The sequence below is a fragment of the Kribbella sp. NPDC056861 genome (assembly GCF_040687575.1).
GTDB lineage: Bacteria > Actinomycetota > Actinomycetes > Propionibacteriales > Kribbellaceae > Kribbella.
The window spans coordinates 331,556-356,673 of the sequence record NZ_JBFBNQ010000006.1; the positions used below are offsets into that span (position 1 = coordinate 331,556).

Consider the following 25,118-nt stretch of genomic DNA (forward strand, 5'->3'; position numbering starts at 1 on the left):
CGTCGCGCCCGTCGCCGCCGGCGCCTTCGCTCCTCCGTCGCTGCGGCTCTGGCTGCTCCCACCCACCCGAACTGTGGTGGTTGCTCCTGCGTTGCGCGGGTTGTGACTGTTTCTCTTTCGACGTCACCCAGGTCGCGCCCGGCGCCGCCGCCACCCCGCGTCGCGGTTGTGACAGCTGCCCCCCGACCAGTAGCGCGTGGCCGGCGGCCAGCGACTGCCCCCGGCCCATCGTGTCGCCCCGAGCGACCTAGACCTGCGCTCCTGCGCCGCGCCAGTCGAGCCTGCCTCGCGCAGCCTCTCCTCGCTCATCACGGGAAGCTGCCGCCGGGCGCCCCATCCCGATCACCATTCGCGGGTCGCGGTTTCCTCGGTGGGGTTTGTTGGCTCTATCGTCAGGGTGCTCCGGACCAGGTGAGAGGAGGGTCGTTGTGGCTGACGTGTTCGCCGGGCGGTACGAGCTCATCGATCCTGTCGGTGCGGGTGGCAACAGCATGGTCTGGCGGGCTTGGGATCGCCGCCTGCAGCGGTTCTGTGCTGCGAAGGTCCTCCGGCAGCGGCATGCGGGGGCGTTGCTGCGGTTCGTCCGCGAGCAAGGGCTGCGGCTGGATTACCCGCATGTGCTGAGTCCCTACGGTTGGGTAGCTGAAGACGACCAAGCACTGCTGGCGATGGATCTCGTCGGCGGCGGTTCGGTCAGCAGTCTGGTTGCCGACTTCGGCGCATTGCCGGAGCGGTACGCAGCCGAGCTCCTCGCACAACTTCTGGGCGCACTCAGCTACGTCCACGCAGCCGGGCTGGTGCACCGTGACGTCAAGCCGGCCAACCTCCTGCTCGAAACCACCGGCACCGAGCGCCCCGTACTCCGGCTGAGCGACTTCGGTATCGCCCTGTCGCTGGGCGAACCACGTCTCACCCAACACGGCGCCGTAGTCGGTACGCCGGGCTACGTCGCCCCCGAAGCACTTGCCGGCGAACCGCCGTCCATCAGCCAGGACCTGTACGCCGCCGGGGTCACAGGCTGGCAACTCCTGACCGGTGACGAACCCCCAGCCTCCGGCCCGCCACCGACCCGCCCTCTGCACGCACCCCGCGAAAGCCTTGTCTGGCAGGTCATCGAAGGCCTACTACGCCCGGAGGCCACCGACCGAACCAGCTCCGCCGACGAGGCATTGGCGGAGCTGGCACCGCTGCTGGCAGAGCCGTTGAACCTCCCGGCACTCACCCGCGACGGCGAGCCGATCGAGGTCTTCGACCAACTCCCCCCACTCCCCAAGCCATATGCGGCCCGTGCAGAAACACCTGCCGCACCTCCGCCCGCGCCGTCCGCGGCCCGCGCCGAACGACCTGCTTCACCAGATCACCCGGCGGCGAGCATCGAGCCCTCGCCGCAGACGTCACCGACAGGTTCACCGAACCCATCGCCCAGTTCGGGGAGTCTCTCGGCGGCTCCCGCGAGTTCCTCGCCTGCTCCGAGGAGACGCCGGGCCGTCGTACTGACCGTGTCCGGTGTCGTCATCGTGGCGGCGGCCGCTGTGATCGCAGTACTGACCCTCGACGGTGACCAAGCGAGCAACGACAAACCACCGCCGAGTCAGTCCTCAGCGCCGGAGACGATCCCTACCGGGCCAATCACGCCGGCGCCCAACGCTGCGGTGAAGCTCGGCGGGACCTGTGGCTGGCAAGAGGCCGGCAGCATCGAGACGACGGCTGACGGCACGCGGGTTGCGTGCCGTCAGCAAGGTTCGTCCTATCGCTGGGTCAAGGCCGGTTAGTCCATCCCTGACCCGGGTTGTTCGGGCCTTGTCCCGGACCGTTCGGGTATTGCCCGGGAGCATTCGGGTAGGTCGGAGGCATCGCAGGCTTGCGGTTGCGAAGTGCCAACGCGGCGATCACGGCCGCGGCCGCCAGTACCAGCACGCCGCCAAGGATGATCCACGGCAGCATCGAGTTGCTCTCATCGGCCACCGGCTTGGTGTCACCGCCCGAGCCTTGGTCCGCCGTAGTACCGGATCCGGACGGGGTCGGCTCGCTCTGACCGGCTGACGGTGTCTGCGACGGCGACGGCGATGACGTGCTCGGGGTCTCGCCCGTTGACACGCCGTACTCCGGACCAGCGGCCTTGTCACCCGCGACAGCCACGTCGATCGTTACCGGTACGCCGCCCGGTTGGTCGTCGCCGGAGGGAGCGCCCAGCTTGACCACGATGTAGTACCAACCATCGACGCTCGCCTTGCGGAGCAGCGCGTCGCCGGCGTTGCGGTTCAGGTACGCCGTCCGCGGTGTGGCGATCGCCTTGCCGTTCGACGGCATGATGCTTGTCGATCCGGTGTAGGCCGTGGTGTCGGACTTCATCTCCGCACGCACCGGGCTGAACAGGGCGGTGCGGATGTTGGACGTTGACCCATCGGGAACAGCGCCGTACGTCACTCGGTACGCCAGTCCCTGACCCCAGTCGAGCTTCACCCGGTAGAACAGCTCTTCGCCGTTGTAGATCGTCTCGCCGAAACGACCGCCACCCGCCAGAATCGTTGCCTCGTTGAACGAACCGCCACCACGCACCGGCCGGACAGCACCGGCGGGCTGCTGGGCGAAGTCGACGAGACCAGCCTGCGCGGGCTCACCAAGACTGCCGCTCACCGGCGGCTCGATCCGCAGTTGCAGCTCGAGCGGCACCCGGTCGGTGCCGTCCTTCGCGTTGCGGGTGACCCTGAAGACGTACTTGCCGGGGACACTGCAGGCCTTGGTCCTCGACGCCCCGGGGACGGTGCCGTCCCAGCTCAGGGCCGTGGTCAGCGTGCCGCCGTCGCTCTTCGCGCGGGTGTTCAGCTGACGCTCGGACTTGTAGCAATCCGCTCCACCCGGGCCGGTGATCCTGATGTCCAGAACCTCGAGCCCGCGGGGGTTGCCGCGCGGGAAGACCGCCGTTGCGGCGAAGTACACGGTCTCGCCTGCCTTCACCTCGGCGGCGTAGAAGCGCTCTTCGACCGGGTTCAAGGTGTCGAGGTACTGGCCGGGCGTGACCGTCGGCGCCGTGAACGGATCCGCAGTACCGGTGACCGGCTGACCGGTCGGCTCGTAGTGCCGCAGCGCGCGGTCGGTGACCCGGCCTAGTACGCCCTGCAGCGAGTTGGCGTCGGCCGCATCGTGGTACGTCCCGCCGGTGCTCTGCGCGATGCAGGCGAGCTGGGCCCGCGCCTTCGCGTCGACTCGGAAACCGATCGCGTGGACGTGCAGATCGACGCCCTGCTTGTTGAGCTCCTTCGCCACCTCACAAGGCTGCGGCGGCGCGCAGGTGTCCTCGCCGTCGGAGACCAGCACGATCGAGCGCTGCCCCTCCTTCGGCAGTTGGGCGGCGGCGACGCGCAGCGACTGGCCGATCGGGGTGTAACCGCTGGCCTTGGTCGCGTTCACCGCTTGCTTGAGTGCGGCCTTCACGACCAGCTTGACCGGTTGAACGACCCGGACATCACGGCAGCCCGCGGCCTTCTCCGCCCCGCTCGAACCGGTGCCCGCGCCGTAGATCGCGAGCCCGACCGGCGCCTGGTCCGGCAACCCGTCGACCATCGACCCGACCGCGCGCTTGGCCGCGTCCATCCGGGTGCCGGTGCCGCCGACGTCTCTCGCGGTCATCGAGCCGGACGAGTCCAGCACCACCATCACGGGCGACAACTCGGCCTCGGCGGCGGCCGTCGAAGCGTTGCCGAACGCGAACGTCACGGCCAGAACGGGGATCACTACCAGGCCTGCGAGGCGGCGTACCATGGCATCTCCAGAGGCTTTTGAGGGGCGAACATGCAGAAACCTATCATTTGCATTTGCAATTTGCAAATGGCAACTCGGAGTAGCCGGTGACCGACCTGTACGGCCGCAACCTCAAGCTCCAGCTGGAGTGGTACGGCGAACCGCTCGGCGACCGCTTCCGCCGCCTGCTCGACCGCCTCGCCCTCTCCCAGGCGCAACTCGCCGGCCTCCTCGGCCTGTCCGCGCCGATGCTGTCGCAACTGATGTCCGGCCAGCGCGCCAAGATCAGCAACCCGGCCGTCCTGTCCCGCCTGCTCCAACTGGAAGCGACAGTAGACGAGCCAGGCTGGACCTCACTGCCTGCAGGCGAGCAGGCCCGCCGACTGGAGGAGATCCGCGGCGCCCAGCGGTCGACCCTGACCGTCGACCACGCCAAGGAGCCCGTTGCTGCGCCTGCGCCGGCTGCTGATCCAGTCGTTGCCATCCAGTCCCTACTCCGCGATATCGCCTCCGCCGGTGATCTCCAGGGTGCGGCGGCTCTGCTGGACAGCCAGTACCCAGAACTGGCTGAGGCTCTCCGGGTGTTGGGGGCTGGGCGTACCCAGGATGCTCGGGCGTACTACGCGAGGATTGCTGGGCAGCGCTAGGGTTTCGCGCCCGTCGCCGCCTCCACCTTCGCTCCTGCGTCGCTGCAGTTCCGGCTGCTCCCACCGCCCCTGTGATGCGACGCGTTTACGTCATGCGGTAATCACCCCATCGCAAACCGTGTCACCATTTATGCAGTCGTCACGGTCCGCTCGCCAATGCATCACTCAGCGTCTGATTTTCGCGCCAGACCGGTCTACTCCTGATTTCGGTTTTAATCCTGATCGAACACGTGGACTCCACCTGCGCTGCTAATTAACGTGGCTGACGAATACACACTTCGACCCGGTCGGGAACGACTAGGAGAACAAATGAGATTGAGAAGTATCGGAAAACGTGCGGCCACGACGGTCGTCATGATGATCGCCGCGGTTCTCGTTCCACTCGCGGCGCAGGCGCCGGCACACGCAGCGCCGAACATCGTGGCCGGACCGACCGCGTGGACGCCTCAGATCTACCCGCTGTTCTCAGGTGAGTTCGTCTGGCGGGACGTGACCAGCGCGGATCGGAACAGCAAGCTGGTCGCGTGCTCGTTGGCCAGCGGGATCGCCTGTGTTTCGGTCGGTCAAGGCGATGGCAGGCACAGCATCTTCCACCTGTTCAAGTGCGATACGCGATCGCTCTCGAACTTCATCGACGCGCTGGCTGTCCGCAACAACCAGACCGGCGGAGCCAAAGTCCACTTCTGGGGACCCAAGGGCGGAATCAACCTCCCGCCGAGCAACACGATCTATGTGGTCGCGGACTCTTTGACGTACGACTTCAACCGCCTCGATATCTGCTGAGGCATGATGCCCAAGGCACATTGTTCAGGTGTCCGGGCGGAGGTCTTTGCGGTCGACTGAGGTAATTGCATTACCTTGTCGATGACCGATTGGCAAAGCATTTTGCAGGACCATGGATTCAGAGGCCCCGGGTGCACCCGGGGCCTCTGTAGGACTCAGTCGATTGCCGCTTGACCTTCCGCGAGAAGGTGCTGGATCGATAGAGGAATTGCCAGGCCAGGAACTTCTGACCGCCTGTCCGAAATCGCCCGCCGCAGGAGCGTCACGTCGAGCTGGGCCGGGTCGATGGCAGCGATGGCCGCCCGGATCCGGCTGTCCTGTTGCCGGGCGATCATCGTGGCGAGCTGCGCCTCGATCGGGACGGTCGGGATTGGTTGCCCGAGGCAGGTCAAGGTCTCTCGCTCGTTCCACACCAGCGTTGAGCGAGTCTCCATCATCAGAGCAGCCGCGGCAGGCGCGTCGATGTGTGCCAGCTCGACCTTGACCTCGTCGATGATCCATTTGCCGAAGGTCCAGTGCTCGCCCGCATGATCGAAGCGAATCGACGGCTCTGCCGCGGTGCTGAACCAGCCGGCTGGGTCATCAGGCCTAGCTGGCGGTCCGGCCGGCGTCGGTAGAACTGTCGCGGCGTCGCTGACTTCAGCGGCTGTATGAACGGCGATGTCGATATCAGCCGGAACGATCGCTGCGCCGCGGAGCGCGGTCGCCGCGGAGCCGACGAGCATCCACTCGATGCCGCTGGCGTTCAACCGCTCGGCGACGTCCGCCAAGGTGGTCCTCCACGGTGCGCTCATGTCCGTTGAAGTTAGCCGCGTCCACCGACATTCCTGTACTGCGGCGCCCTGCCGCCCGGCTTCATCAGCACGATGAGGTCGCGCCCGCGGTCTTGGTCGGCCCCATCCCGAGGGCTGGCGCAGCGCAAGTAGCAACACAGGATCGGGCCAGGCAGAGGCCATCTGCCTGGCGCGTGATGCAGGAGCGCGAAGCATCACAGGGCCGGGTGGGTGGGAGCAGCCAGAACCGCAGCGACGTAGGAGCGAAGGTGCCGGCGGTGCCGGGCGCAACACGGGTGAGAGCACCGTGAGGCACTCACGCGACGAAGGAGCGGCTTTCACGAAGGGCGGGTGGGAGCACCCAGAGCTGGAGCGACGCAGGAGCGGAAGCGCCGGGTGCGCGGGATCGCAGTACCCCAGCAGAACACGAAGTATTTCCCGTGCTTTCCACCGAAAGTGATCAGCCAGGTGAGATCCGTGGAGACAACGGTGTCAACATCAGCCTAAGGTGCGTTTACCACAACGGCCCTGCGAGGGAGGGCTGTGGTGCCTTTACCCACCGCCCAAAGGGGAGAGACACGCATGCGCTCAGCTCGAAACCGATCGAGAACAGCGTTCCGGAGCGGGGTCGGCCTGTTGGCTGCTGCCGCGCTGGTGCCGATGGCGTCGCTGACCGCGACCGCCCGGCCCGCTGCCGCACCTGCGGCTGCTGCCAAGCCGGCGGCGCCGGTGAAGCCGTTCGTGCAGGGGACTCAGACGGTTGCCGCGTACGACTACGACAACGCGATCCACGAACGGGTCCAGGTCGACGTACCCGGGGTCGACGGGGATCAGAACGGGATCACCGACCAGATCACCGTGGACATCGTCCGGCCGGGTGAAGCCGCCGCGGCGGGGATCGACGTTCCGGTGATCATCCAGGCGTCCCCGTACTACGCGGGCGACCCGAAGTCGAACTTCGATGCCAACGGCACCCGTCAGGTGTTCTCGACCTGGCTGGACAACTACTTCGTACCGCGCGGTTATGCGTTCGCGTACGTGGACATGCCGGGCACGTTCCGCTCGACCGGGTGCAGCGATGTCGGCGCCGACTTCGAAGTACGCGGCACCAAGGCCGTGATCGACTGGCTGAACAACCGCGTCGCCGCGCACACGCCGGCCGGCGCTCCGGTCAAGGCGGACTGGTCCACCGGCAAGGCCGGCATGATCGGTACGTCGTGGAACGGCACGATCGCCAACTCGGTCGCCAGCACCGGCGTGAAGGGGCTCGAGACGATCGTCCCGATCGCCGCGATCTCCAGCTGGTACGACTACACCCGCAGCAACGGCGTCCCGTACTACGACGAGTACATGGGCTTCCTGCACGACTACGTCAGCAACGACGCGAGCCCCCGCTGTGTGGCGATGACCGGCGAGATCGAGCAGGACTCCGACACCCGTACCGGCAGCTACAGCCGCTGGTGGGACAAGCGGAACTACCGGCTGGACGCCAAGAAGGTCAAGGCTTCGGTGTTCGTCGTGCACGGCCTCGACGACGAAAACGTGAAGACCCGGCAGTTCGGCGAGTGGTGGGACGAGCTGGAGAAGAACGGCGTCCAGCGCAAGATCTTCCTGCACCAGGGCGTGCACCTGGACGGGTTCAGCTTCCGCGACACCTACGTGAACCAGCTGCACCCGTGGTTCGACTACTACCTGCAGGGCCTGCAGAACGGCGTGACAAAGGCGCCGCAGGCAACGATCCAGCGCGAGGACGGCAGCTTCACCACCGAAACCCGCTGGCCTGCCGCCGGAGCGAAGAACACCAAGCTGGGGCTGAGCAAGCCGGCCGGCCAGACCGGTGGCCTGTCGATCGCCGCGCCGACCAGCGACCCGATCAGCTTCACCGGCACCAGCGCCGAGTCGACCGACAGCGTCGTACTCGACCCGTCCGCGGCCCGCACGGATCGCGCGGTGTTCGTCAGCAACGATCTCGAGCAGGCGGTCCGGCTGTCCGGCACCGGCAAGGTCGAGGTCCGGGTCAAGGTCGACAAGGTTGCCGCCGGCATCAAGGCTCGCCTGGTCGACTACGGCACGGCGACCCGCTACACCAACGTCACCAACGTTCCGAACACCCGCACCTGCTGGGGTGACGGCAACGCCCTCGACACCGGCTGCTTCGCTGACACCAAGGTGAACACGGCCGTCTCGAACACCGCCGTCGTGGTTCGCACGCTGGCCGACGTCGGCCACTACAAGAAGCTGGAGGAGAAGGTCTCGCTGCAGTCCGGCAAGTGGTACGACCTGACCTTCGAGCTGAACGCGGACGACGTCGTCTTCGCCGCCGGTCACCGCCTCGGCCTGGTGCTGACCGTCGAGCCCGACAACCCCTCGGTGCCGTTCACCGGCGCGACGATCACGCTGGACCCGGTCAAGTCCTCGCTGACCCTGCCGCTCACCGGCGCCACGGCCAGCCTGACCGCCCCGGAGAAGTCCACGGCCCGCGTGCAGTCCACACAGCTCGCGCAGCCTGAGCCGGAGAAGGACCCGGTCAAGCTGATGGAGCAGTTCGTCGAAGCTTCCCGCTAAGACAAAGGAAGGGCCCCGGCAGAGATGCCGGGGCCTTTCTCAGTTGGCAGCGTTCGCAGGAGGTCTGGCCAGCGACGAGTACGCCGACACCAGCAACTCGGCGTCGTGTTCCCAGTTCAGCTCCGCACCAGCAGCCCGTACTCCGTCGACATAGCCGGCGTAGTCCGCGATCAACGCGCGCACCGCCGCCGCGAGCGACGAAGCGTTCCCCGGCTCGTACAAAGTCCCGAGCCTGTACTTCGTAATAACAGCCCGCAGCTCAGGCAGATCCGCGGCAACCACCGGTACTCCGGCGCGCACCGCGTGGAACAGCTTGTTCGGCAAGGCCAGCCGGTGGTTCTCACACGTGTTCGTCAACGTGACAAGGGAAATCCCCGACTCCTGCAGCACCCGGTCGACCTCGTCGATCGAGGTCTCCGGCACCTTCTGCACCAGGCCCAGATCGAGTCGGTAGTTCGGGTCGACCGATCCCATCAGCAGCGTCGGGAACGGCGCCAGCTCACGGGCAGCGCCGACCACAGCCGGCAGATCGCGACCCGCACCCACGCGACCGGCGTACAGCAGACCGGTCGGTGATGCAGGCAGGACCGGAGCGACGTCAGCGCGCGGGAAGGTGTTGCGGATAACGCGCACATCCGTCAACCCACGCGAGCGCAACCGCTCCGCGATCCCATCGCTGACCGTGAAAACCACAGCCGCCTGACGAGCGAGACCGAGCTCGAAACGACGCCCACGGATCCGCCACAACGGTGTCGGCCGACCCGGCAGCGCCCGGTCGAACCACAATTCATGGCTGTCGTAGACCAGCTTCGCCGACCACTGGGTGGCGAACGTCGCGGCCAGTTCGAGAGTGTTGAAGTCGTGCGCATGCACCACCTCGAAGGGATCCAGCGCAGCCAGCCGAGCAGCAGCCGCAGAACGCCACTGCTTCTCGGTCCGCAGCCGGTGCTCCGGCAGCAACAACCACCGGCCGAACCGCTGGACCAGCACCTTCGCACCGCGCTGCCCGTGGCCGACCGAAGGCCCACTCCCGCCGCGCAGACCAGCGGAGCGTGACACCGACTCGACCGTCGCGCCACCTTCGAGCGTGAAGCCTTCCGGCACATCCCGGCCGACCACGTGAACCGTGTGGCCGGCCGCAGTCAGCGCCGCGGCCTCGCGCAGGATGCGCGAGTCCCCGGCGATCGGGGACTGCGCAACCATCAGTACCCGCATGTCACCGTCCGCCGAGGAACGGCAGCAGAACCTCTACCGACTTGCGGCCGTCGTGCAGCTCCCGCACGTACCGCGGACCGGCGTCGGCGATCTTGCGAGCTTCCTCGCGCTCGGCGACCAGCCGCTCGATCACCTCGGTCAGGTCGTCCGGCGTCGCCTCCACGATCGGCAGATCGGTCGGCAGCAGATCGCGGACGTGATCCGCGACGTGCCCGACGGTGGTCCGGCCGGCCGCCATCGCCTCACAGGCGAAGACGCCGTACGAGCCGAGCAGCATCTGGTCGACGACGATGTCCGCGTCCTTGACCATCGCCATCAGCTCCGGGTGCGGAACACCCTGGACCCGCTGGTACTTGATCAGGCCCTTGGCGTCCAGCGCGGTCAGCACCGGGTCGACGAAGACCGAACCCTTCAGCGCGCTCGCCGACGGCGCGTGCAGCACCACCGGCACCTCACGGTCCATCACCGGCACGCTGGAGGCCAGCTCGTCCGGGTTCACCACCACCGGCAGCCACTCCGACTCCTCGACGTACTCGAGCAGGTCGGGCGTAGTGACGAAGCGCGGACCCTCGTAGCGGACCAGGTGCTCGCGGAGCAGGTCGTTGGCCGCCTGCAGCCGCATGGTCAGCTCGTCGGTGCGATCCGCGAACGGCGAGAACTGGTACTTCGCGCGGTGCCGGGCCGGGTCACGCACCTCGGAACCGTGGAAGACCAGACCGTGCCGGATCCCGGCCGCGTCGAGCATCGGAACGTCCTGGTCCCACATCTGCCCGGGCATCTGGCCGAACATCGGCCGGCCTGCCTCGAACAGCACGTGGGTGACGTTCTGCAGGGCCCACGCGGTCAGCTCGAGCTGCCAGCGCAGGTCCTCGCGGTACTGCTCGTACGTGCCGGTGCGGTGCACCTTGAAGTCGAACTTGCCGCTCCCGGTGGTCAGCGACTCGGCAGCGATCGACGGGACCTCGCGAACCACCGCGCTCGTCCACAGGTAGGCCTGGCCGGCGCTGTTGACCGGTCCGACCAGCAGCCGCCGTCCGGGCGCCTCGGAGTTGGCGTCCAGCACCGGCTCCAGCTGCGTCCGGCCGAGCATCTCGGTGTAGAGCGCGCGCAGCCGCTCGGCCTGCCCACTCCACGCCGCTTCCAGCTTGTACGCCGGGTCCGCCAGCCGCTCGCGGTAGGTGTCGGTCCGGCTCAGCAGCAGCTTCGCCTTCTCCGCCAGATCGGCGCTGTTCGCGGCCTGGAAGACCTCCCCGATCCCAGTCCGCGTGACGAACTCCTTCATGCTGGCCATGTCGCTGACCAGCACCGGAAGCCCACCCAGGCTGTACTCGAACAGCTTGTTCGGCATCGCCATCTCGTGGTTCGGCGCTCGCAGCATCGGAATGATGCCCGCGTCCGCCGTCGCCAGGAAGGCCGTCACCTCGGCCGGTGCGACCGGGTGCAGGTAGTGCATCCGGTCGTCGACACCGAGCTTGTCGGCCAGCTTGCGCAGTACGTCGACCGCGGGCTGCTTCGGCGACGGCACGGCGACCACCGCGAGGTGCACGCCGGGCATGCTCGGCAGCGCCTCGATCGCGGTCTCGATGCCCCGCACCGCCGTGATGCCGCCGCTGTAGACCAGCAACGGAACCTCGACCGGCAGCCGCAGCTTGGCCCGGATGTCCCGCTCGATCTCGATCGACTCGGGGATGTCCGGGGTGTTCAGGATGACGGTCGGCTTGAGCGGGAGCTTGTGCTCCTTCTCCAGCCGGTCGGCGATCGCGGAGCTGACCGTGACGATCCGGTCGGCGGCGCCGATGTACTCCTTCTCGTGGTTGGCCCAGGCGGCGATGTACTTCCGGGTGCGCGAGCCGTACCGGGCGATGCCGGGGACGTACTCGTGCGCGTCGTACACGACCTTGAGGTCCTTGCCGCGCAGCTTGGCCCGGCCGGCCGCGCGGGCGGCCACGCCGATCACGTGCATGTCGTGCGCGTGCACGACATCGGGCTCGAGCCGGTCGATCAGGTCGCCGAACGCGAGCTCGAGGTCGATCGCCTCCGGGTGCACCCGGCGCCAGCGAGCCGGCCAGGTGATCCGGTGGTTGACGCCGTCGTAGGCGCGCCAAGCCGACTTGAACGGCTGGTTCAGCCCGTTGCCGAGCCCCTTGCGCAGCCAGATCCCCCGGCGGGCGGCCTGCCAGCCGACCCGGCGTACCAGTCGGGTGAGCACGCCGGCCTTGAAGGCGAGCTGACCCGCCGGCCCGCCCTTCTTGGCCTTCATCGCGTGACCCGAGTCGGCCTTGAGCTCCTTGAGCCCGGCCGAGACCCGGTGACTACGAGCCAGGTACGCGCGCTTGGTCGGATACCCGATCAGCGGCGGACGCCAGTCGCGGCGGGCCTTGCGGCCGGCCTTCCGCTCCTCCCGCAGGATGAACGGAACTGCCACCCGCACGACCATCGCGCCGTCGAGCATCTCCCGCGACTGCTGGCCGTTGGCCGAGACCCCGAGCACAGTGACCTGTACTCCGGCCTCGGCCAGCGCTGCTGCCTCTTTACGGACCCGGCTGTCGTTGGTGACCTCGTTCGCAACGAGCATCACCACCCGAAGTTCTTCCGGGGAACGCGTCACTGACGCACCGACCTTCCGATCACGATCCGACGGACACCCGCCCAGCGAGCCGCGTCGGTCGCGTCGCGACCGTCGACCAGCACCTGCACGCCCGGCAGCTCGGCCGGGGTCAGCACGTTGTACTCCGGGTGGTCGGCCTGCAGCACGGCCGCGTCGACGGCGTCACCGAGGTGGTACGCGGTGAAGCCCAGGCCCTGCAGCTCCTCGTCGGAGTACATCGGGTCGTGCACGAACACCTCGGCGCCGCGGGACTTCAGCGCCTCGACGGCCGGGAAGACGCCGGAGAAGGCGGTCTCCTTGACCGCGCCGCGGTAGGACGCGCCCAGCACGACGACCTTCGCGCCGGTCAGGTCGCCGTAGGCGCCTTCGAGCAGGCCGATGGTGTACTCGGGCATGTCCAGGTTGGCCTCGCGGGCCGCGCGGACGACGGTCGCCGCCGGGTCGGTCCACAGGTACAGCCGCGGGTAGACCGGGATGCAGTGACCGCCGACAGCGATACCGGGACGGTGGATGTGGCTGTACGGCTGCGAGTTCGACGCCTCGATCACCTGGTGCACGTCGATGCCGTTCTGGGCGGCGAACCGGGCGAACTGGTTCGCCAGGCCGATGTTAACGTCGCGGTAGGTGGTCTCGGCCAGCTTCGCCAGCTCGGAGGCCTCGGCCGAACCGAGGTCCCAGACGCCGTTGCCCCGCGGCAGGTCGGCGCGCTCGTCGAAGTCCAGCACGGCCTCGTAGAACGAGATGGCGCGCTTGGCGCCTTCCTCGGACAGTCCGCCGACCAGCTTCGGGTACTTGCGCAGGTCCGCGAAGACGCGGCCGGTGAGCACCCGCTCCGGGGAGAAGACCAGGTGGAAGTCGGTGCCCTCGGTGAGGCCGGAGACCTCCTCGATCAGCGGCTTCCAGCGGCTCCGGGTGGTGCCGACCGGCAGGGTGGTCTCGTAGCTGACCAGGGTGCCCGGGGACAGGTGCTCGGCCAGCGAACGAGTCGCGCTCTCCATCCAGCCGAACTCCGGCTCGCCGGTCTTCTCGTCCACGAACAACGGGACGACGATGACCACGGCGTCGGCGCCGGGGATGGCGTCGGCGTAGTCGCTGGTCGCGCGCAGGCGGCCGTCGGCCACCGTCTCGGCCAGCAGCTCGCCCAGGTGAGCCTCACCCGGGAACGGCTCCTTGCCCGCGTTGACCAGGTCGACGAAGGCCTGGTTGATGTCGACACCGACGACCTGGTGTCCCTTGGTCGCGAACTGGACCGCCAACGGCAGGCCGATCTTGCCTAGGGCAACTACTGCTATCCGCACGAAAACTCCACTGGGTATGAATCATTCATCGGGGACCTCGCAGGCGCTTCTCTAGTGGGTGTTCGACACACTTGTAGAGCAGCGCGGAGGCGGCGATCGAGAGTGCCAGCACGCCGGCGTACCAGGTCAGGTTCGACCAGCCGATCGGTCCGGCCACGCCGTGGAACTCACGGATCGCGTAAAGGATGGTGGCGTGCACCAGGTAGAAGGAGTACGACCACTGGCCGAGTGCGACCAGCGGCTTGCTGCGCAGCAGGGACCGGCCGCCCCGCATGTCCCGGGAGGCGACCGCCAGGATCAGCAGGCCGTACAGGACGGTGAGGATCTCCTTCTGGGTGAGCCCCATCGTGGTCGCGAGCGGGAACGTCTTGGCGTGGATCCCGGAGTAGTACAGCGTGTAGATGCCGACCGCGAAGACGGCGAACGCCACCGGGAACGGGATCCACGGCCGCCAGCCCGACCGCAGCGCGATCGCCAGGCCGATGCCGAACAGGAACGCGACCGAGTGGAACACCGGCTGCGGCAGGATCGGCAACGTGTCGGGGTAGTGGAACAGCAGCAGCTTGTACGCCGCTCCGACCACCACGACGGCCACGCACAGGATCAACCCGCCGGCCAGCTTCAGCCGTTGGGTCGCGCGCCAGACGAACGGGAAGTACGCGTAGAAGAACATCTCCACCGACAGCGTCCAGGAGGCCGGGTTACCGGCGTACAGGACGGTCGGGTCGTTGGACCAGCCGTGCAGCAGGACCAGTGACAGCAGCAGTACGCCGATGTCGAACGGCTTGATCCAGCTCATCGTCGGGTCCGGGTTGATCCGGTAGAAGACGAAGACCGCCAGCAGCAGCGCGACCGCGTGGGCCGGCCAGATCCGGGCGAACCGGCGCCGGTAGAAGGTGCCGACCTTGGTGTGCGGCTGGGCCGACCAGGTCAGTACGAAACCGGACAGCACGAAGAAGAACGTGACCCCGGAGGTGCCGAACTTGAGGAACTTGTAGATCGGCAGCGGCGCCAGGTTCGTCATGTGGTGGGTGAACACGAAGAACGCCGCCCACCAGCGCAGACCGGTGAGCGACTCGACGCGCGGCAGCCGCTTCTTGGGCGGCGCGGCGGAAGGATCGGCCGGCACCGGCGCCGGTGGCTCGTCATGAGCCAACGGCGCGGGCGCGACCTCTTCTTGCCCCTGTGACTTCTCCTCGGCGGCCTTCGTCATCTCGCTGTCCCGCTATCCCGCGGCGAGAGCAGCGACGACGCGACCAGCGGCCTGGCCGTCGCCGTACGGCGCGGCCTGTGCTGCGGTCGGAACCGGCCGGACGGCCAGCTCGGGCAGCTTCGACAGGTCCGTGGTGAGCACGTTCCAGCCGTCTTCGATCGTCTCGGTCCACTCGGTCTCAGTGCGCAGCGTGGTGCACGGGGTGCCGAGCAGGAAGGCCTCCTTCTGCAGGCCGCCGGAGTCCGTCACGACGCCGACCGATCCGAGGACCGCCGCAACCATCTGCGGGTAGGCCAGCGGCTCGGCGGTGTGCAGCGAACCACCCGGACGCTCCAGCTTGATGCCGAACTCGGCACAGCGCGCGACCAGGCGCGGGTGCGCGAGCAGCAGCACCGGGGTGTCCAGCGACGCCAGGCCGTCGACGATCGCGGCCAGCTGCTCCGGGTCGTCGGTGTTGTCGGCGCGGTGGATCGTAGAGACCAGGTACTCGCCCTGCTTCAGGCCGTCGGGCAGGTCCAGGGGCTGACCCTTGACCGCGTCCCGGACCCGGAAGCAGACATCCGTCATGACGTCGCCGACCAGCCGCGAGCGGTCCTTCAGACCCTCGTTGGCCAGGTGGCCCATGGCCACCTCGGTCGGTGCCAGCAGGATGTCGGCCGCGTGGTCGGTGAGCACCCGGTTGTGCTCCTCCGGCATCGACCGGTTGAAGGAGCGCAGGCCGGCCTCGAGGTGCGCGACCGGCAGGTGCATCTTCACGGCCGACAGGGTGCCGGCCAGGGTCGAGTTGGTGTCGCCGTAGACCAGCACCCAGTCCGGGCGGTGCTCGTCCAGCACGGCGTCCATCGCCGACAGCATCGCGCCGGTCTGGACTCCGTGGCTGCCCGACCCGACGCCCAGGTGGACGTCGGGGGCCGGGATCTTCAGGTCGGCGAAGAACACGTCGGACATGTTCTTGTCGTAGTGCTGGCCCGTGTGCACGATCACGTGCTCGTGCTCGGTGGCGGCGAACGCCTCCGCAATCGGGGCGAGCTTGACGAACTGCGGGCGAGCCCCGACGACGCTGAGGACCTTCATGACCGGGCGGCTCCAGCACTCTCGGAGACCAGCACACCGGTGAGCGCGTCGGTCAGCCGGACGGACTTGCCGTCCTCGGCGGCGGAGGCGATGACGGCCTCGGCGACGACGACGGTGGCCAGCCCCTGCTGCAGGGTGACGATGTCGGTCTCCTTGCCCAGGATCGCGTCGCGGAACGCCTCGTGCTCGGCCTTCAGCGGCTCGGGCTTGGCGATCGCGTAGCGGATCATGTCGCCCTCGGAGACACCGCGGAAGTGCGCGACGTCGTCCCAGGCGGTCTGCACGGTGCCGTTGGCGTGGAAGGACAGGTCGGCCGTCAGGGTGTCGGCGATGAACGCGCCGCGCTCACCGGTGACGACGGTCAGCCGCTCCTTCATCGGGGACAGCCAGTTGACCAGGTGGCTGGTCACGGTGCCGTCCTGCAGCTTGCCGGTGACGGCGATCAGGTCCTCGTACTGCCGGCCGCTCTTGTGCGCGCTCTGCGCGGACACCGAGGCGAACGGCGACTGGGTCACCCAGGCGGTCAGGTCGATGTCGTGGGTGGCCAGGTCGAGCACCACGCCGACATCGGCGATCCGGGCCGGGAACGGGCCCTGCCGACGGGTGGTGATCTGGTAGATGTCACCCAGCTCGCCGGCCTCGAGGCGAACCCGCAGCGCCTGCAGCGACGGGTTGTAGCGCTCGATGTGACCGACGGCGCCGATCACGCCGGCGGCCTCGAAGGCCTTGGCGATCTCCGCGGCCTCGGCCGAGGAGCCGGCCAGCGGCTTCTCGATCATCGCGTGCACGCCGGCCTCGGCCAGCGCCTTGGCGATCTCGGTGTGGTACTGCGTCGGGACGGCCACCATGCAGTAGTCGATCCCGGCGGCGATCAGCTGCTCGACGTTCTCGAACACCGGCAGGCCGTTGGCCACGCCGTGCTTGTCGCCACCCGGGTCGGCGACGGCGACCAGGTCGACGCCCTCGAGGGATCCCAGCACGCGGGCGTGGTGACGGCCCATCATGCCCAGGCCGATCAGTCCGGCACGAAGGTTCGCCATCTCAGGCACCTGCCTTCGCGACGGTCGCGACCGCGGTCACGATCCGGTGCAGGTCTTCTTCGGACAGCGAGGGGTGCACCGGCAGCGAGAGCACCTCGGCGGCGGCCTTCTCGGTCTCCGGCAGGTCCAGCTCACGCTGGAACGAGGGCAACCGGTGGTTCGGGATCGGGTAGTAGACGCCGCAGCCGACACCGTGCTCGTTGCGCAGCGCGTCTGCGAAGCCGTCGCGGTCCTCGGTCACCCGGACCGTGTACTGGTGGTAGACGTGCGTCGCCTCGGGGGCGACGGTCGGGATCGCCACGCCCTGCAGGTTCGCGTCCAGGAAGGACGCGTTCTCCTGGCGCTGCTTGGTCCAGCCGCCGACCTTGGTGAGCTGGACGCGGCCGATGGCGGCGTGCAGGTCGGTCATCCGGTTGTTCAGGCCGACGACCTCGTTCTCGTACTGCTTGAGCATGCCCTGGTTGCGGAACAGCCGCATCCGGCGCTCGAGGTCGGCGTTCGCGACCGAGTTCATGCCGCCCTCGCCGGACGTCATGTTCTTGGTCGGGTAGAGGCTGAACATGGCGAACTCGCCGAAGGTGCCGACCGGGGCGCCGTTCCAGGTGGCGCCGTGGGCCTGTGCGGCGTCCTCGTACAGCTCGATGCCGTGCTTGGCCGCGATCGCGCCCAGCTCGGTCATGTTCGCCGGGTGCCCGAACAGGTGCACCGGCATGATCGCCTTGGTCTTGTCGGTGATCGCGGCCTCGACGGCGGCCGGGCTCAGCCCGTAGTACGTCGGCTCGATGTCGACGAAGACCGGGGTCGCGCCGGTGAGCGCGACGCTGTTCGCCGTGGCGGCGAAGGTGAAGGAAGGGACGATGACCTCGTCGCCCGGACCGACGCCCGCGGCCAGCAGGCCGAGGTGCAGACCCGAGGTGCCCGAGTTCGTCGCGACGCAGGCTCGGCCGGAGACCAGCGCTGCGCCGAACTCCTGCTCGAAGGCAGCGACCTCAGGACCCTGGGCGAGCATTCCGCTGCGCATCACACGGTCGACTGCCTCCCGCTCCTCCTGCCCGATGATCGGCTTCGCGGCCGGAATCGGCTGCACCATCAGTTCTCCTCCTGGTTTTCGTCGGCCGGCCGCAGCCGTCCGTCGGTTTCGATGTACATCTCGCCCGTCGTCGGGCACTTCCAGTCGCCGTTGCCGATCTCCTGCAACGGAACGCCTGCCTTGCCGACCCACTTGATCCGGCGGGCCGGGACCCCCGCGACCAGCGCGAAGTCTGGCACGTCCTTGGTCACCACTGCACCCGCGGCGACGGTGGCCCAGCGGCCGATGGTGACCGGCGCCACGCAGACCGAACGGGCGCCCACCGCGCTGCCAGTGCGCAGCGTCACACCGACGGCGTCCCAGTCGGACGCGCTCTTCAGCGTGCCGTCCGGGTTGATCGCGCGCGGGAAGTGATCGTTGGTCAGCACCACGGCCGGGCCGATGAAGACGCCGTCCTCGAGCACGGCCGGCTCGTAGACCAGGGCGTCGTTCTGGACCTTGCAGTTGTCGCCCATCGTCACGCCGGTGCCGATGTAGGCGCCGCGGCCGATGATGCAGTTCTTGCCCAGGACCGCGTTCTCGCGGATCTGGGACAGGTTCCAGACGGACGATCCCTCGCCGATCTGTGCGCTTGCGTCGACGTCTGCCGACGCTGCGATCCGGGCCGTCACAAGATCTCCTTCGGGTCAAGCCATTCGGTGAGTGCTTGGGCGGAACGCCGCCCGTCGTGCAGCTCCGCCACGAAGGCGGGGCCCGCGGTGGCCTGCTCGGCGGCCGCCGTACGGTCGGAGAGCAGGTCGGTGAGAACAGCGCCGAGCGAATCGGGATCCGCCTCGACGATGGGCACCTCGCGCCCAGCCAGACTACGCATCCGATCGCGAACCGCCGAACCGACGTAAGAAACGCACAAACGTCCGGCGGCCAGCGCCTCGACCGCGGCCACGCCGTACAGACCGATCCGGAGCTGGTCCACGACGATGTCCGCGTCGCCGATCACGGCCGGCATCTCACTGTGCGTGACGCCGCTGATCCGGCGGTACTCGACCAGCCCGCGACTCGCCAGGTCGGTCAGCACTTCGTCGATCCGGTCGCTGCCCTTGAGCTGCGCGCTGGACGGGACGTGCACGACGACCGGCAGGTCGGTGGAGAACAGTGGCCGTGCGGCCTGTGCCCACGGGGCCGGGTCGATCGCGACCGGCAACCAGGTGGCGTTCGGTACGTCGTCCAGCAGGTCGACCGTGGAGACGAAGACGTCGGCTGCTGCGACCAGTTCTGCGAAGCGGGCGGCCTGGGTCTCGAGCCGGTCGGTCAGCGGGTCACCCGGTGTGAACGGGGACCACTTCTCCCGCTTGGCGTGCCGGCTCGGGAGGCGGATGTCGGAGCCGTGGAAGAGCAGTGCCGGCTTGATCCCGGCCGCTTTGAGCTGAGTCAGCTCGGATGAGCCGTCCTTCAGGCCGCGGGCGCCGAACAGCGGGCGCAGCGACTCCATCAGGACATGCGTGTAGGAGCCCAGGACGTGCTGCTCCTGGGCTCGCTGCCAGCGCGGCTGACCGAACCAGGTCAGCGGTACGCCGTAGTCCTCGGCGAACTGGAACTGGCCCTTGCGGTGCACCGAGAAGGCGGTCGCGGAGACGCCTTCGATGCTGTCCGCGGCGCGGGCCCAGGCGTAGCCCTGGCCGGCGCTGTTGGTCGGGCCGATGAACAACCGGACCGGGGTATCGGCCACCTGCGGGAAGCCGGGTAGCTGCGCGTAGCTGTAGCGCAGCCCCTTCAACCGCCGCCGGACCGCACCCGCGGTCCTGGCGATCGGCGTCGGCAGGTGGTCACGAAGAGTTCGCGCGGAGGTCACCACGCCCACTCCACCCCGGTCCGGCATGGCGTCACTCCTGCCCCGCTCCGACCAGCCGGTCGAGCTCCCGGCGGGCCGCCGGCACACCGAGCACCACGGGCGTCTGCGGCTTGCGCTGACCGACCTGCCAGCCGGCCCAGACCGAACCGCCGTCCAGCGCGATCACCACGTCGGCCTGCTCGATCCTGGTCATCACGTCGGCGCGGCCGAGTACGCGGTCCCAGTACGTCTTGGCCAGGTTGTCGGCCTTCCGGTTCTGGGTCAGCTTCTTCACCGGGCCGGACTTCTTGATTGCCGTAGGCAACATTTTTCCGCCGGCCCGGCGGAGCTTCCGCGCCCGCCACTGAGCAGCCTTCACTACCCGCTTGGCCCCGGTAGGCCGCGGCTTCGGGGCCGGCTTGGGAGCAGCCGGAGCCGCCTCGTCGCCTCCGGCGACCTCGGCGGGAGCAACTGCGGAGGGAGCCGAAGCCTCGCCATCGGTGGTGCCGCCGGACTCGCCGCCTGCAGCGGCATCGTCGGCTAGCGCGCCTTCGGCCGCTGCCGTCGCCTCAGCGACCTCGTCAGCCTCCGTGGCAGTGGACTCAGCAGCGCTCTCGTCGACGACAGCCTCGGGGGCAGGTGCCTTGGCCGACTCAGCGACGGCGACCGGCACCTCCTCTGCGTCTACTACCGGAACTGCCTGCACGACCGGTGCTGCCTCGACCGGCATCTTGCCCGGGCCGATCAGTGTGAAGCTGTTGACCAGGCCGTCGACCGGGCCGGCCGGGGGGACCCAGGCGACGACGTCGAGGGCCAGGTCGTCGCGGCCGCCGAGGTCGGCGCGGACGGTGTCGAAGTACGACGGGGGAAGCCGCCGGGTGCTCAGGAGTACGACCTTCATGTCAGACCACCGCCCCAACGCGCTCGGCCAATGCCTTGATTCGCGGATCCATCTGCAGGTCGCGCCGGTAGCTGGCGCCGAACTCGCGCGCCTTCGCCCGGATGCCCTCGTCCGCGGTACGGGCCGCGCGGGCCGCCTCGACGAGTGCTTCCGCGATCGTCTCGGGGTCTTCCACGTCCTTGACCGGGAACCACAGCGGATGCCCACGCAGTACGTCGGACGCCGCGTTCATCGGGTCGTGCACCGAGACGATCGGCAGGCCGGTGGCGAGGTACTCGAAGACCTTGCCGCTGGTCACGTAGCGTCCCTTGCCCAGCATCAGCAGCTGGACGTCGAACTCGTCGTACGCCTTGGCGATCTCCGCCTTGCCGACCGGGCCTTCGTAGCTGACGCCGTCGGCGGCCGCCGCCTGCAGGATGCCGAGCATGTCGGCGCGCGGCTGGGCGTAGTACCCGAGGTAGCCGTGGATCTTCACCTTGGCGTCGCGCAGGTCCTCGGAGCGCTCCTTGGCCAGCTGCCAGCCCTTGACGAAGTCGGCCAGCGGGACCTTCGGCGAGACGGTGCCGACGTAGCCGAACACCAGCGGGCGATCGGTGACCGCGCCGCGGTCGTGCGTCGACGGCACCAGGTCGGGGTCGAACCCGTTCGCGACCGTGTGCATCTTGCCGGCGTGCTCGGGGTAGAGGTCCTTGTGCCAGTCGAGGATCGGGTCGTTGACGAACCAGACCTCCTGCGCGCTGTTCACCAGCTTGCGCTCCCAGCGGGCGGCGCGGCTGTTCGGCTCGTGCAGCCGGTCACCGCTGAAGACGTCCAGCAGCCAGGCGTCGCGGTAGTCCATCACGTACGGCACGTCGAACTTCTTGAACAGGTGGTACGCCGCCGCGAACGTCACGTGCGGGTTCGCGGTCGCGACCGTCAGGTCCACCTTGTTCGCCTGGTGGATCTGCTCGGCGGCCTTCTCGATGGTGCTGCGCCACGGGCCGTAACCCGTTTCCGGGAAGGGGATCTGGTCGCGCTTGGTGCGCCACTTCGCCCACAGCTTCGGGTTCGACGCCCGGGACTTCGACCAGTTGCGCAGGTCGGCCTCCAGGATCGGCCACTCGAACGGGACCCGGACCACCTCGACGTCGGGGTGGATCCGCTCCTCCAGGGTCAGGTCGGCGCCGGTGAACCGGTGGAAGGTCTCCCGGTCCGCGGTCAGCACGGTGACCTTCCAGCCCTGTTCGGCGAACCGGTTCGCCGTGGCGAGCGCGCGGTAGACGCCGCCCCCGCGGCAGGGTGGGTAGCCCCAGCAGACGTACAGCATGTGTGGGCGGGCCTGGTTCATGCACTTCCTCGCAGCAGGTCTTGGATGGCTTCAGCCATTTCGTCGTACGGCGTCGTCGCCGGCAGATGGTCGGCGGCCCACTGGAGCGCGCAGTCGCGCAGCTTCTCCAGCTCCCCAGGGTTGTCGGACCAACCGCGCAACGTCTCCGCGGCTTCGGCGACGGTGTCGATCAGCACACCACCACCGGATTCCTCGATGATCCTCGTCTGCCGGGGCAGCCGGGTGGAAAGCACCGGCAGTCCGCTCGCGAGGTACTCGTAGATCTTGGACGGCATCGCCTCGATGAAGGCCGGGGTCGGCTGCAGCAGCGCGAGGCTGGCCCAGGCTCCCTCGGCGATCCGCCAGGCGTCGGCCGGTGGCTGCCGGCCGTGCAACCGGATCCGGCCCGCGACATCGGGCTGCTCGATCCGGCGTTCCAGCTCGTCGCGATCGGCGCCCGCCACCGGGCCGATCAGGTCGAGCGACCAGCCCGGCGCGGCCGCGATGGTCTCGACCATGTCGAACAGTCCGCGGCTGACCCGCAGGTCGCCGACGTAGACCACCCGCGGCTCACCCGCCGGCGGCGCCGGGGCCAGAAAAGCCGCGACCGGCTGGTTGGTGACAACCATCCGGTGCTTGGCGTGGTGTGGCGAGAGGTGGGAGTCGGCGACGACCGTCAGGTCGGCCCCGGCGGCCAGCCGGGTGCTCAGGGCCACCATCAGCCGGGCGGGCAGCCCCACCGGACCTCTGGCCCAGGCCCGGTCGCGCAGCAGCCGGCCGTAGTCCTCGTGTACGTCGGCCACCATCCTGCGGCGCCGCAACGCGGTCACCAGCCGGGTGATCGGGATCATGTCCGGATCGACGGTCACCACCACCTTGGCGCTGGTGCGCCAGGGCAGTACTGCGGTCCGGGCCAGTCGCTGGACCAGGCTGCCCCGATCGCGAGCGTGCACGGAGGCCCCGGCTGGACCTCCGGCGGGGTCACCCAGACCCCACAGCTCGACGTTCAGACCCCGCTTCTGCAGGGCTGCGGTGATCTTGTGCAGCCGTGCGTCAGCGACGTCGTGGCCGGACGTGATGATGCCCACGTCCGGCACGGGGGTGGATCGCATCGTCAGAAGTCCTCGAGGGTGGCAGCGCTCTTCGCACTCACCTGCAGGAACTTCGTGTAGGCGGCGATCACCTCGTCCGGGGTGCCGCGCATCATCAGCTCGCCCTTGTTCAGCCAGATGGCGTCGTTGCACAGGTCGCGCACGCTGCTCATCGCGTGGCTGACCAGGAACATCGTCCGGCTGTTGGTGACGAGCTCCTTCATCTTGTCCGCGGCCTTCTGCTTGAAGGACGCGTCACCGGCGGACAGCGCCTCGTCGATCAGCAGGATGTCGGGGTCCATGTGCACGGCGACCGAGAACGCGAGCCGGCTGAACATGCCGGACGAGTACGTCCGCATCGGCATCTCCATGAAGTCGCCCAGCTCGGCGAACGCGGCGATCTCCTCGTACCGCTCCTGGATCGCCTTGCGGCTCAGACCGGCGGCCAGGCCGCCCAGGACCACGTTCTCCTTGCCGGACAGGGCGGCATTGAAGCCGACGCCCAGCGACAGCAGGGTGCTGACCCGGCCGTGCACCTCGATCCGGCCGGTGGTCGGCGGCAGGATGCCGGCCAGGGCCCGCATCAGCGTCGACTTGCCGGCGCCGTTCGCGCCGATGATGCCGATCGTGGTGCCGTGGTCGACGTCGAAGGAGACGTTCTGGACCGCCTTGACCTCGCGGACCGCACGCTCACCGCGGCCGAGCCGGACCAAGGCGCTCTTGAAGGTCGGCACCCGCTCGAACGTGGTCCGGTAGGTGATCGAGACGTCCTGGACCTTGACGGCCGGTGTGGCTGATTTGTTTGACATCGACTTCTTCTCGGCCTCAGAGACGGACAACGAACTCACGCTCCCTCGACATGAAGAACAACGCGCCGATCAACGCCGCCACCAGTGCCCAGGCCGCGGCCGCGATCCACATCTTCAGATCCGGGACGTGCCCGCGGACCAGCAGGTCGGTCCAGCCGCCGATCAAGGAGTACAGCGGGTTGAACTGGATGAAGCTCTTGAACTTGGCCGGCGCCTGCTCGGCGAACCAGAGCACGGGCGACAGGTAGAGCCAGATCCGGACGAAGTACGGCAGGAAGCTGGTGGTGTCGCGGAAGTACACCTGCAGGGCCGCGAAGATCATTCCCATCCCGGCCGCGAACACGGTCAGCAGGATCAGGAAGACCGGCGCGAGCAGCATCGCCCAGTGCAGCGGCTGGCGCATCAGCAGGTGGATCGCCAGGTACACGCCCATCGTCGGCAGGAACCGGAAGAACGACGTCCGGAGCGCGGCCAGCGGCAGCAGCATCCGCGGGAACGACATGTTCATCAGCAGCTTGCCGCCGCCGACGACGCTGGCCGCTCCGGCGGTCATCGCACCGGAGAAGTAGTAGAAGGCGAACAGCCCACCGCACATGTGAGCGAAGCGTGCCGATCCGTCGTCCTTGGCGCTGCCACCCGCGATGATGTCGACCAGCAGGTAGTACACACCCGCCAGCAGCAGCGGGTTCAGGACCAGCCACACCTGACCGAAGAAGGTGTTGGTGTTGGCCGCCCGGATGCCGGTCCGGGACATCTCGGCCGCGAACTCCCGCCGGTCCCACAACGCCTTGAAGTACGGGCGGAGGGGCGGTAGGCCCACCTTGTGCGGTTCGTACACATGCACCGACGGGTTGAACTCCTCGTCGACGCTAGTCGCGTTCATTCAGGCGACGCCTCTCTGGGGACGGTCGTAGTCATCGAAATCCGAACGGGGTCCGTTCGCCTCAACAGGTCCGACCACCGCTCGCTCGATTTTGTTCGAAGAATGGTGGCCACGGTCCACGGCGACGGGGCCACGCAAACCGGAAGCAGAGTAGCGGATTGGCGTCGGGACCGACGACACAGCGTGCCTCCTGGGTGAGCAGCGACGCACAGACGGCTACCGAACGTCGCGGCGGACCGGCGGAGTTACCCCTGCCGGTCGTTATCTGGAATATACATTTGACACCTCACACGAAGCCAATCAACGTACCTCG

Annotated in this window: 20 protein-coding genes; 4 read left to right on the top strand and 16 right to left on the bottom strand. The window is 68.3% G+C overall.

The window, feature by feature from the left end; all coding sequences use genetic code 11:
* The first annotated feature begins 428 nt into the window (after positions 1-428).
* Entirely contained in the window at positions 429-1,772 is a 1,344-nt protein-coding gene (locus AB0P21_RS29770; RefSeq protein ID WP_363700550.1) for a serine/threonine-protein kinase, read from the top strand.
* Here AB0P21_RS29770 and AB0P21_RS29775 read toward each other — a convergent pair.
* Positions 1,759-3,762, bottom strand: a complete 2,004-nt coding sequence (locus AB0P21_RS29775; RefSeq protein ID WP_363700552.1) for a VWA domain-containing protein — start codon at positions 3,760-3,762, stop codon at positions 1,759-1,761. The two genes, AB0P21_RS29770 and AB0P21_RS29775, sit on opposite strands and share 14 nt — an antisense overlap.
* An 86-nt stretch (positions 3,763-3,848) precedes the next feature.
* Here AB0P21_RS29775 and AB0P21_RS29780 point away from each other — a divergent pair, with 86 nt between their 5' ends.
* A complete protein-coding gene (locus AB0P21_RS29780) occupies positions 3,849-4,388 on the top strand; it encodes a helix-turn-helix transcriptional regulator (protein ID WP_363700554.1) in 540 nt (179 codons plus the stop codon).
* 309 nt (positions 4,389-4,697) lie between these two features.
* A complete protein-coding gene (locus AB0P21_RS29785) occupies positions 4,698-5,171 on the top strand; it encodes a hypothetical protein (RefSeq protein WP_363700556.1) in 474 nt (157 codons plus the stop codon).
* 155 nt (positions 5,172-5,326) lie between these two features.
* Here the strand turns inward: AB0P21_RS29785 and AB0P21_RS29790 are convergent, their stop codons facing one another.
* Positions 5,327-5,941 (bottom strand): hypothetical protein, encoded by a 615-nt coding sequence (locus AB0P21_RS29790; RefSeq protein ID WP_363700558.1) that lies wholly within the window; start codon positions 5,939-5,941, stop codon positions 5,327-5,329.
* A 585-nt stretch (positions 5,942-6,526) separates the two neighbouring features.
* Here AB0P21_RS29790 and AB0P21_RS29795 point away from each other — a divergent pair.
* A complete protein-coding gene (locus AB0P21_RS29795) occupies positions 6,527-8,509 on the top strand; it encodes a CocE/NonD family hydrolase (protein ID WP_363700560.1) in 1,983 nt (660 codons plus the stop codon).
* Positions 8,510-8,548: 39 nt separating this feature from the next.
* Here AB0P21_RS29795 and AB0P21_RS29800 read toward each other — a convergent pair whose 3' ends face one another.
* The 14 genes from AB0P21_RS29800 to AB0P21_RS29865 are packed head-to-tail and all read right to left on the bottom strand — an operon-like array spanning position 8,549 to position 24,805.
* Entirely contained in the window at positions 8,549-9,724 is a 1,176-nt protein-coding gene (locus AB0P21_RS29800) for a glycosyltransferase (RefSeq protein ID WP_363700562.1), read from the bottom strand.
* A 1-nt stretch (position 9,725) separates the two neighbouring features.
* The gene (locus tag AB0P21_RS29805; protein ID WP_363700564.1) at positions 9,726-12,332 is read right to left on the bottom strand and encodes a glycosyltransferase; all 2,607 of its coding nucleotides are present in this window, start codon (positions 12,330-12,332) and stop codon (positions 9,726-9,728) included.
* Complete coding sequence (locus AB0P21_RS29810) at positions 12,329-13,630, bottom strand: nucleotide sugar dehydrogenase (protein WP_363700566.1); 1,302 nt, start codon at positions 13,628-13,630, stop codon at positions 12,329-12,331. Before AB0P21_RS29810 ends, AB0P21_RS29805 begins: the two co-directional genes overlap by 4 nt.
* Before the next feature lie 25 nt (positions 13,631-13,655).
* Complete coding sequence (locus AB0P21_RS29815; RefSeq protein ID WP_363700568.1) at positions 13,656-14,843, bottom strand: acyltransferase; 1,188 nt, start codon at positions 14,841-14,843, stop codon at positions 13,656-13,658.
* Between the two features lie 12 nt (positions 14,844-14,855).
* The gene (gene wecB / locus AB0P21_RS29820) at positions 14,856-15,917 is read right to left on the bottom strand and encodes a UDP-N-acetylglucosamine 2-epimerase (non-hydrolyzing) (RefSeq protein WP_363700570.1); all 1,062 of its coding nucleotides are present in this window, start codon (positions 15,915-15,917) and stop codon (positions 14,856-14,858) included.
* Entirely contained in the window at positions 15,914-16,957 is a 1,044-nt protein-coding gene (locus AB0P21_RS29825; RefSeq protein WP_363700572.1) for a Gfo/Idh/MocA family oxidoreductase, read from the bottom strand. The genes wecB and AB0P21_RS29825 overlap by 4 nt, the downstream gene beginning before the upstream one ends.
* Position 16,958: 1 nt before the next feature.
* On the bottom strand, positions 16,959-18,050 hold the full coding sequence (locus AB0P21_RS29830) for a DegT/DnrJ/EryC1/StrS family aminotransferase (RefSeq protein WP_363701265.1): 1,092 nt from the start codon (positions 18,048-18,050) through the stop codon (positions 16,959-16,961).
* Positions 18,047-18,658, bottom strand: coding sequence for an acyltransferase (locus tag AB0P21_RS29835; protein ID WP_363700573.1), 612 nt, complete (start codon positions 18,656-18,658; stop codon positions 18,047-18,049). Before AB0P21_RS29835 ends, AB0P21_RS29830 begins: the two co-directional genes overlap by 4 nt.
* A complete protein-coding gene (locus tag AB0P21_RS29840; RefSeq protein WP_363700575.1) occupies positions 18,655-19,863 on the bottom strand; it encodes a hypothetical protein in 1,209 nt (402 codons plus the stop codon). The genes AB0P21_RS29835 and AB0P21_RS29840 overlap by 4 nt, the downstream gene beginning before the upstream one ends.
* Positions 19,864-19,867: 4 nt before the next feature.
* Entirely contained in the window at positions 19,868-20,716 is an 849-nt protein-coding gene (locus AB0P21_RS29845; RefSeq protein ID WP_363700577.1) for a hypothetical protein, read from the bottom strand.
* Between the two features lies 1 nt (position 20,717).
* Positions 20,718-22,043 (bottom strand): glycosyltransferase, encoded by a 1,326-nt coding sequence (locus tag AB0P21_RS29850; RefSeq protein WP_363700578.1) that lies wholly within the window; start codon positions 22,041-22,043, stop codon positions 20,718-20,720.
* The gene (locus AB0P21_RS29855; protein ID WP_363700580.1) at positions 22,040-23,134 is read right to left on the bottom strand and encodes a glycosyltransferase family 4 protein; all 1,095 of its coding nucleotides are present in this window, start codon (positions 23,132-23,134) and stop codon (positions 22,040-22,042) included. Before AB0P21_RS29855 ends, AB0P21_RS29850 begins: the two co-directional genes overlap by 4 nt.
* A 2-nt stretch (positions 23,135-23,136) precedes the next feature.
* Positions 23,137-23,922 (bottom strand): ABC transporter ATP-binding protein, encoded by a 786-nt coding sequence (locus AB0P21_RS29860; RefSeq protein ID WP_363700582.1) that lies wholly within the window; start codon positions 23,920-23,922, stop codon positions 23,137-23,139.
* A 16-nt stretch (positions 23,923-23,938) separates the two neighbouring features.
* Complete coding sequence (locus tag AB0P21_RS29865; RefSeq protein WP_363700584.1) at positions 23,939-24,805, bottom strand: ABC transporter permease; 867 nt, start codon at positions 24,803-24,805, stop codon at positions 23,939-23,941.
* Positions 24,806-25,118: the final 313 nt, after the last annotated feature.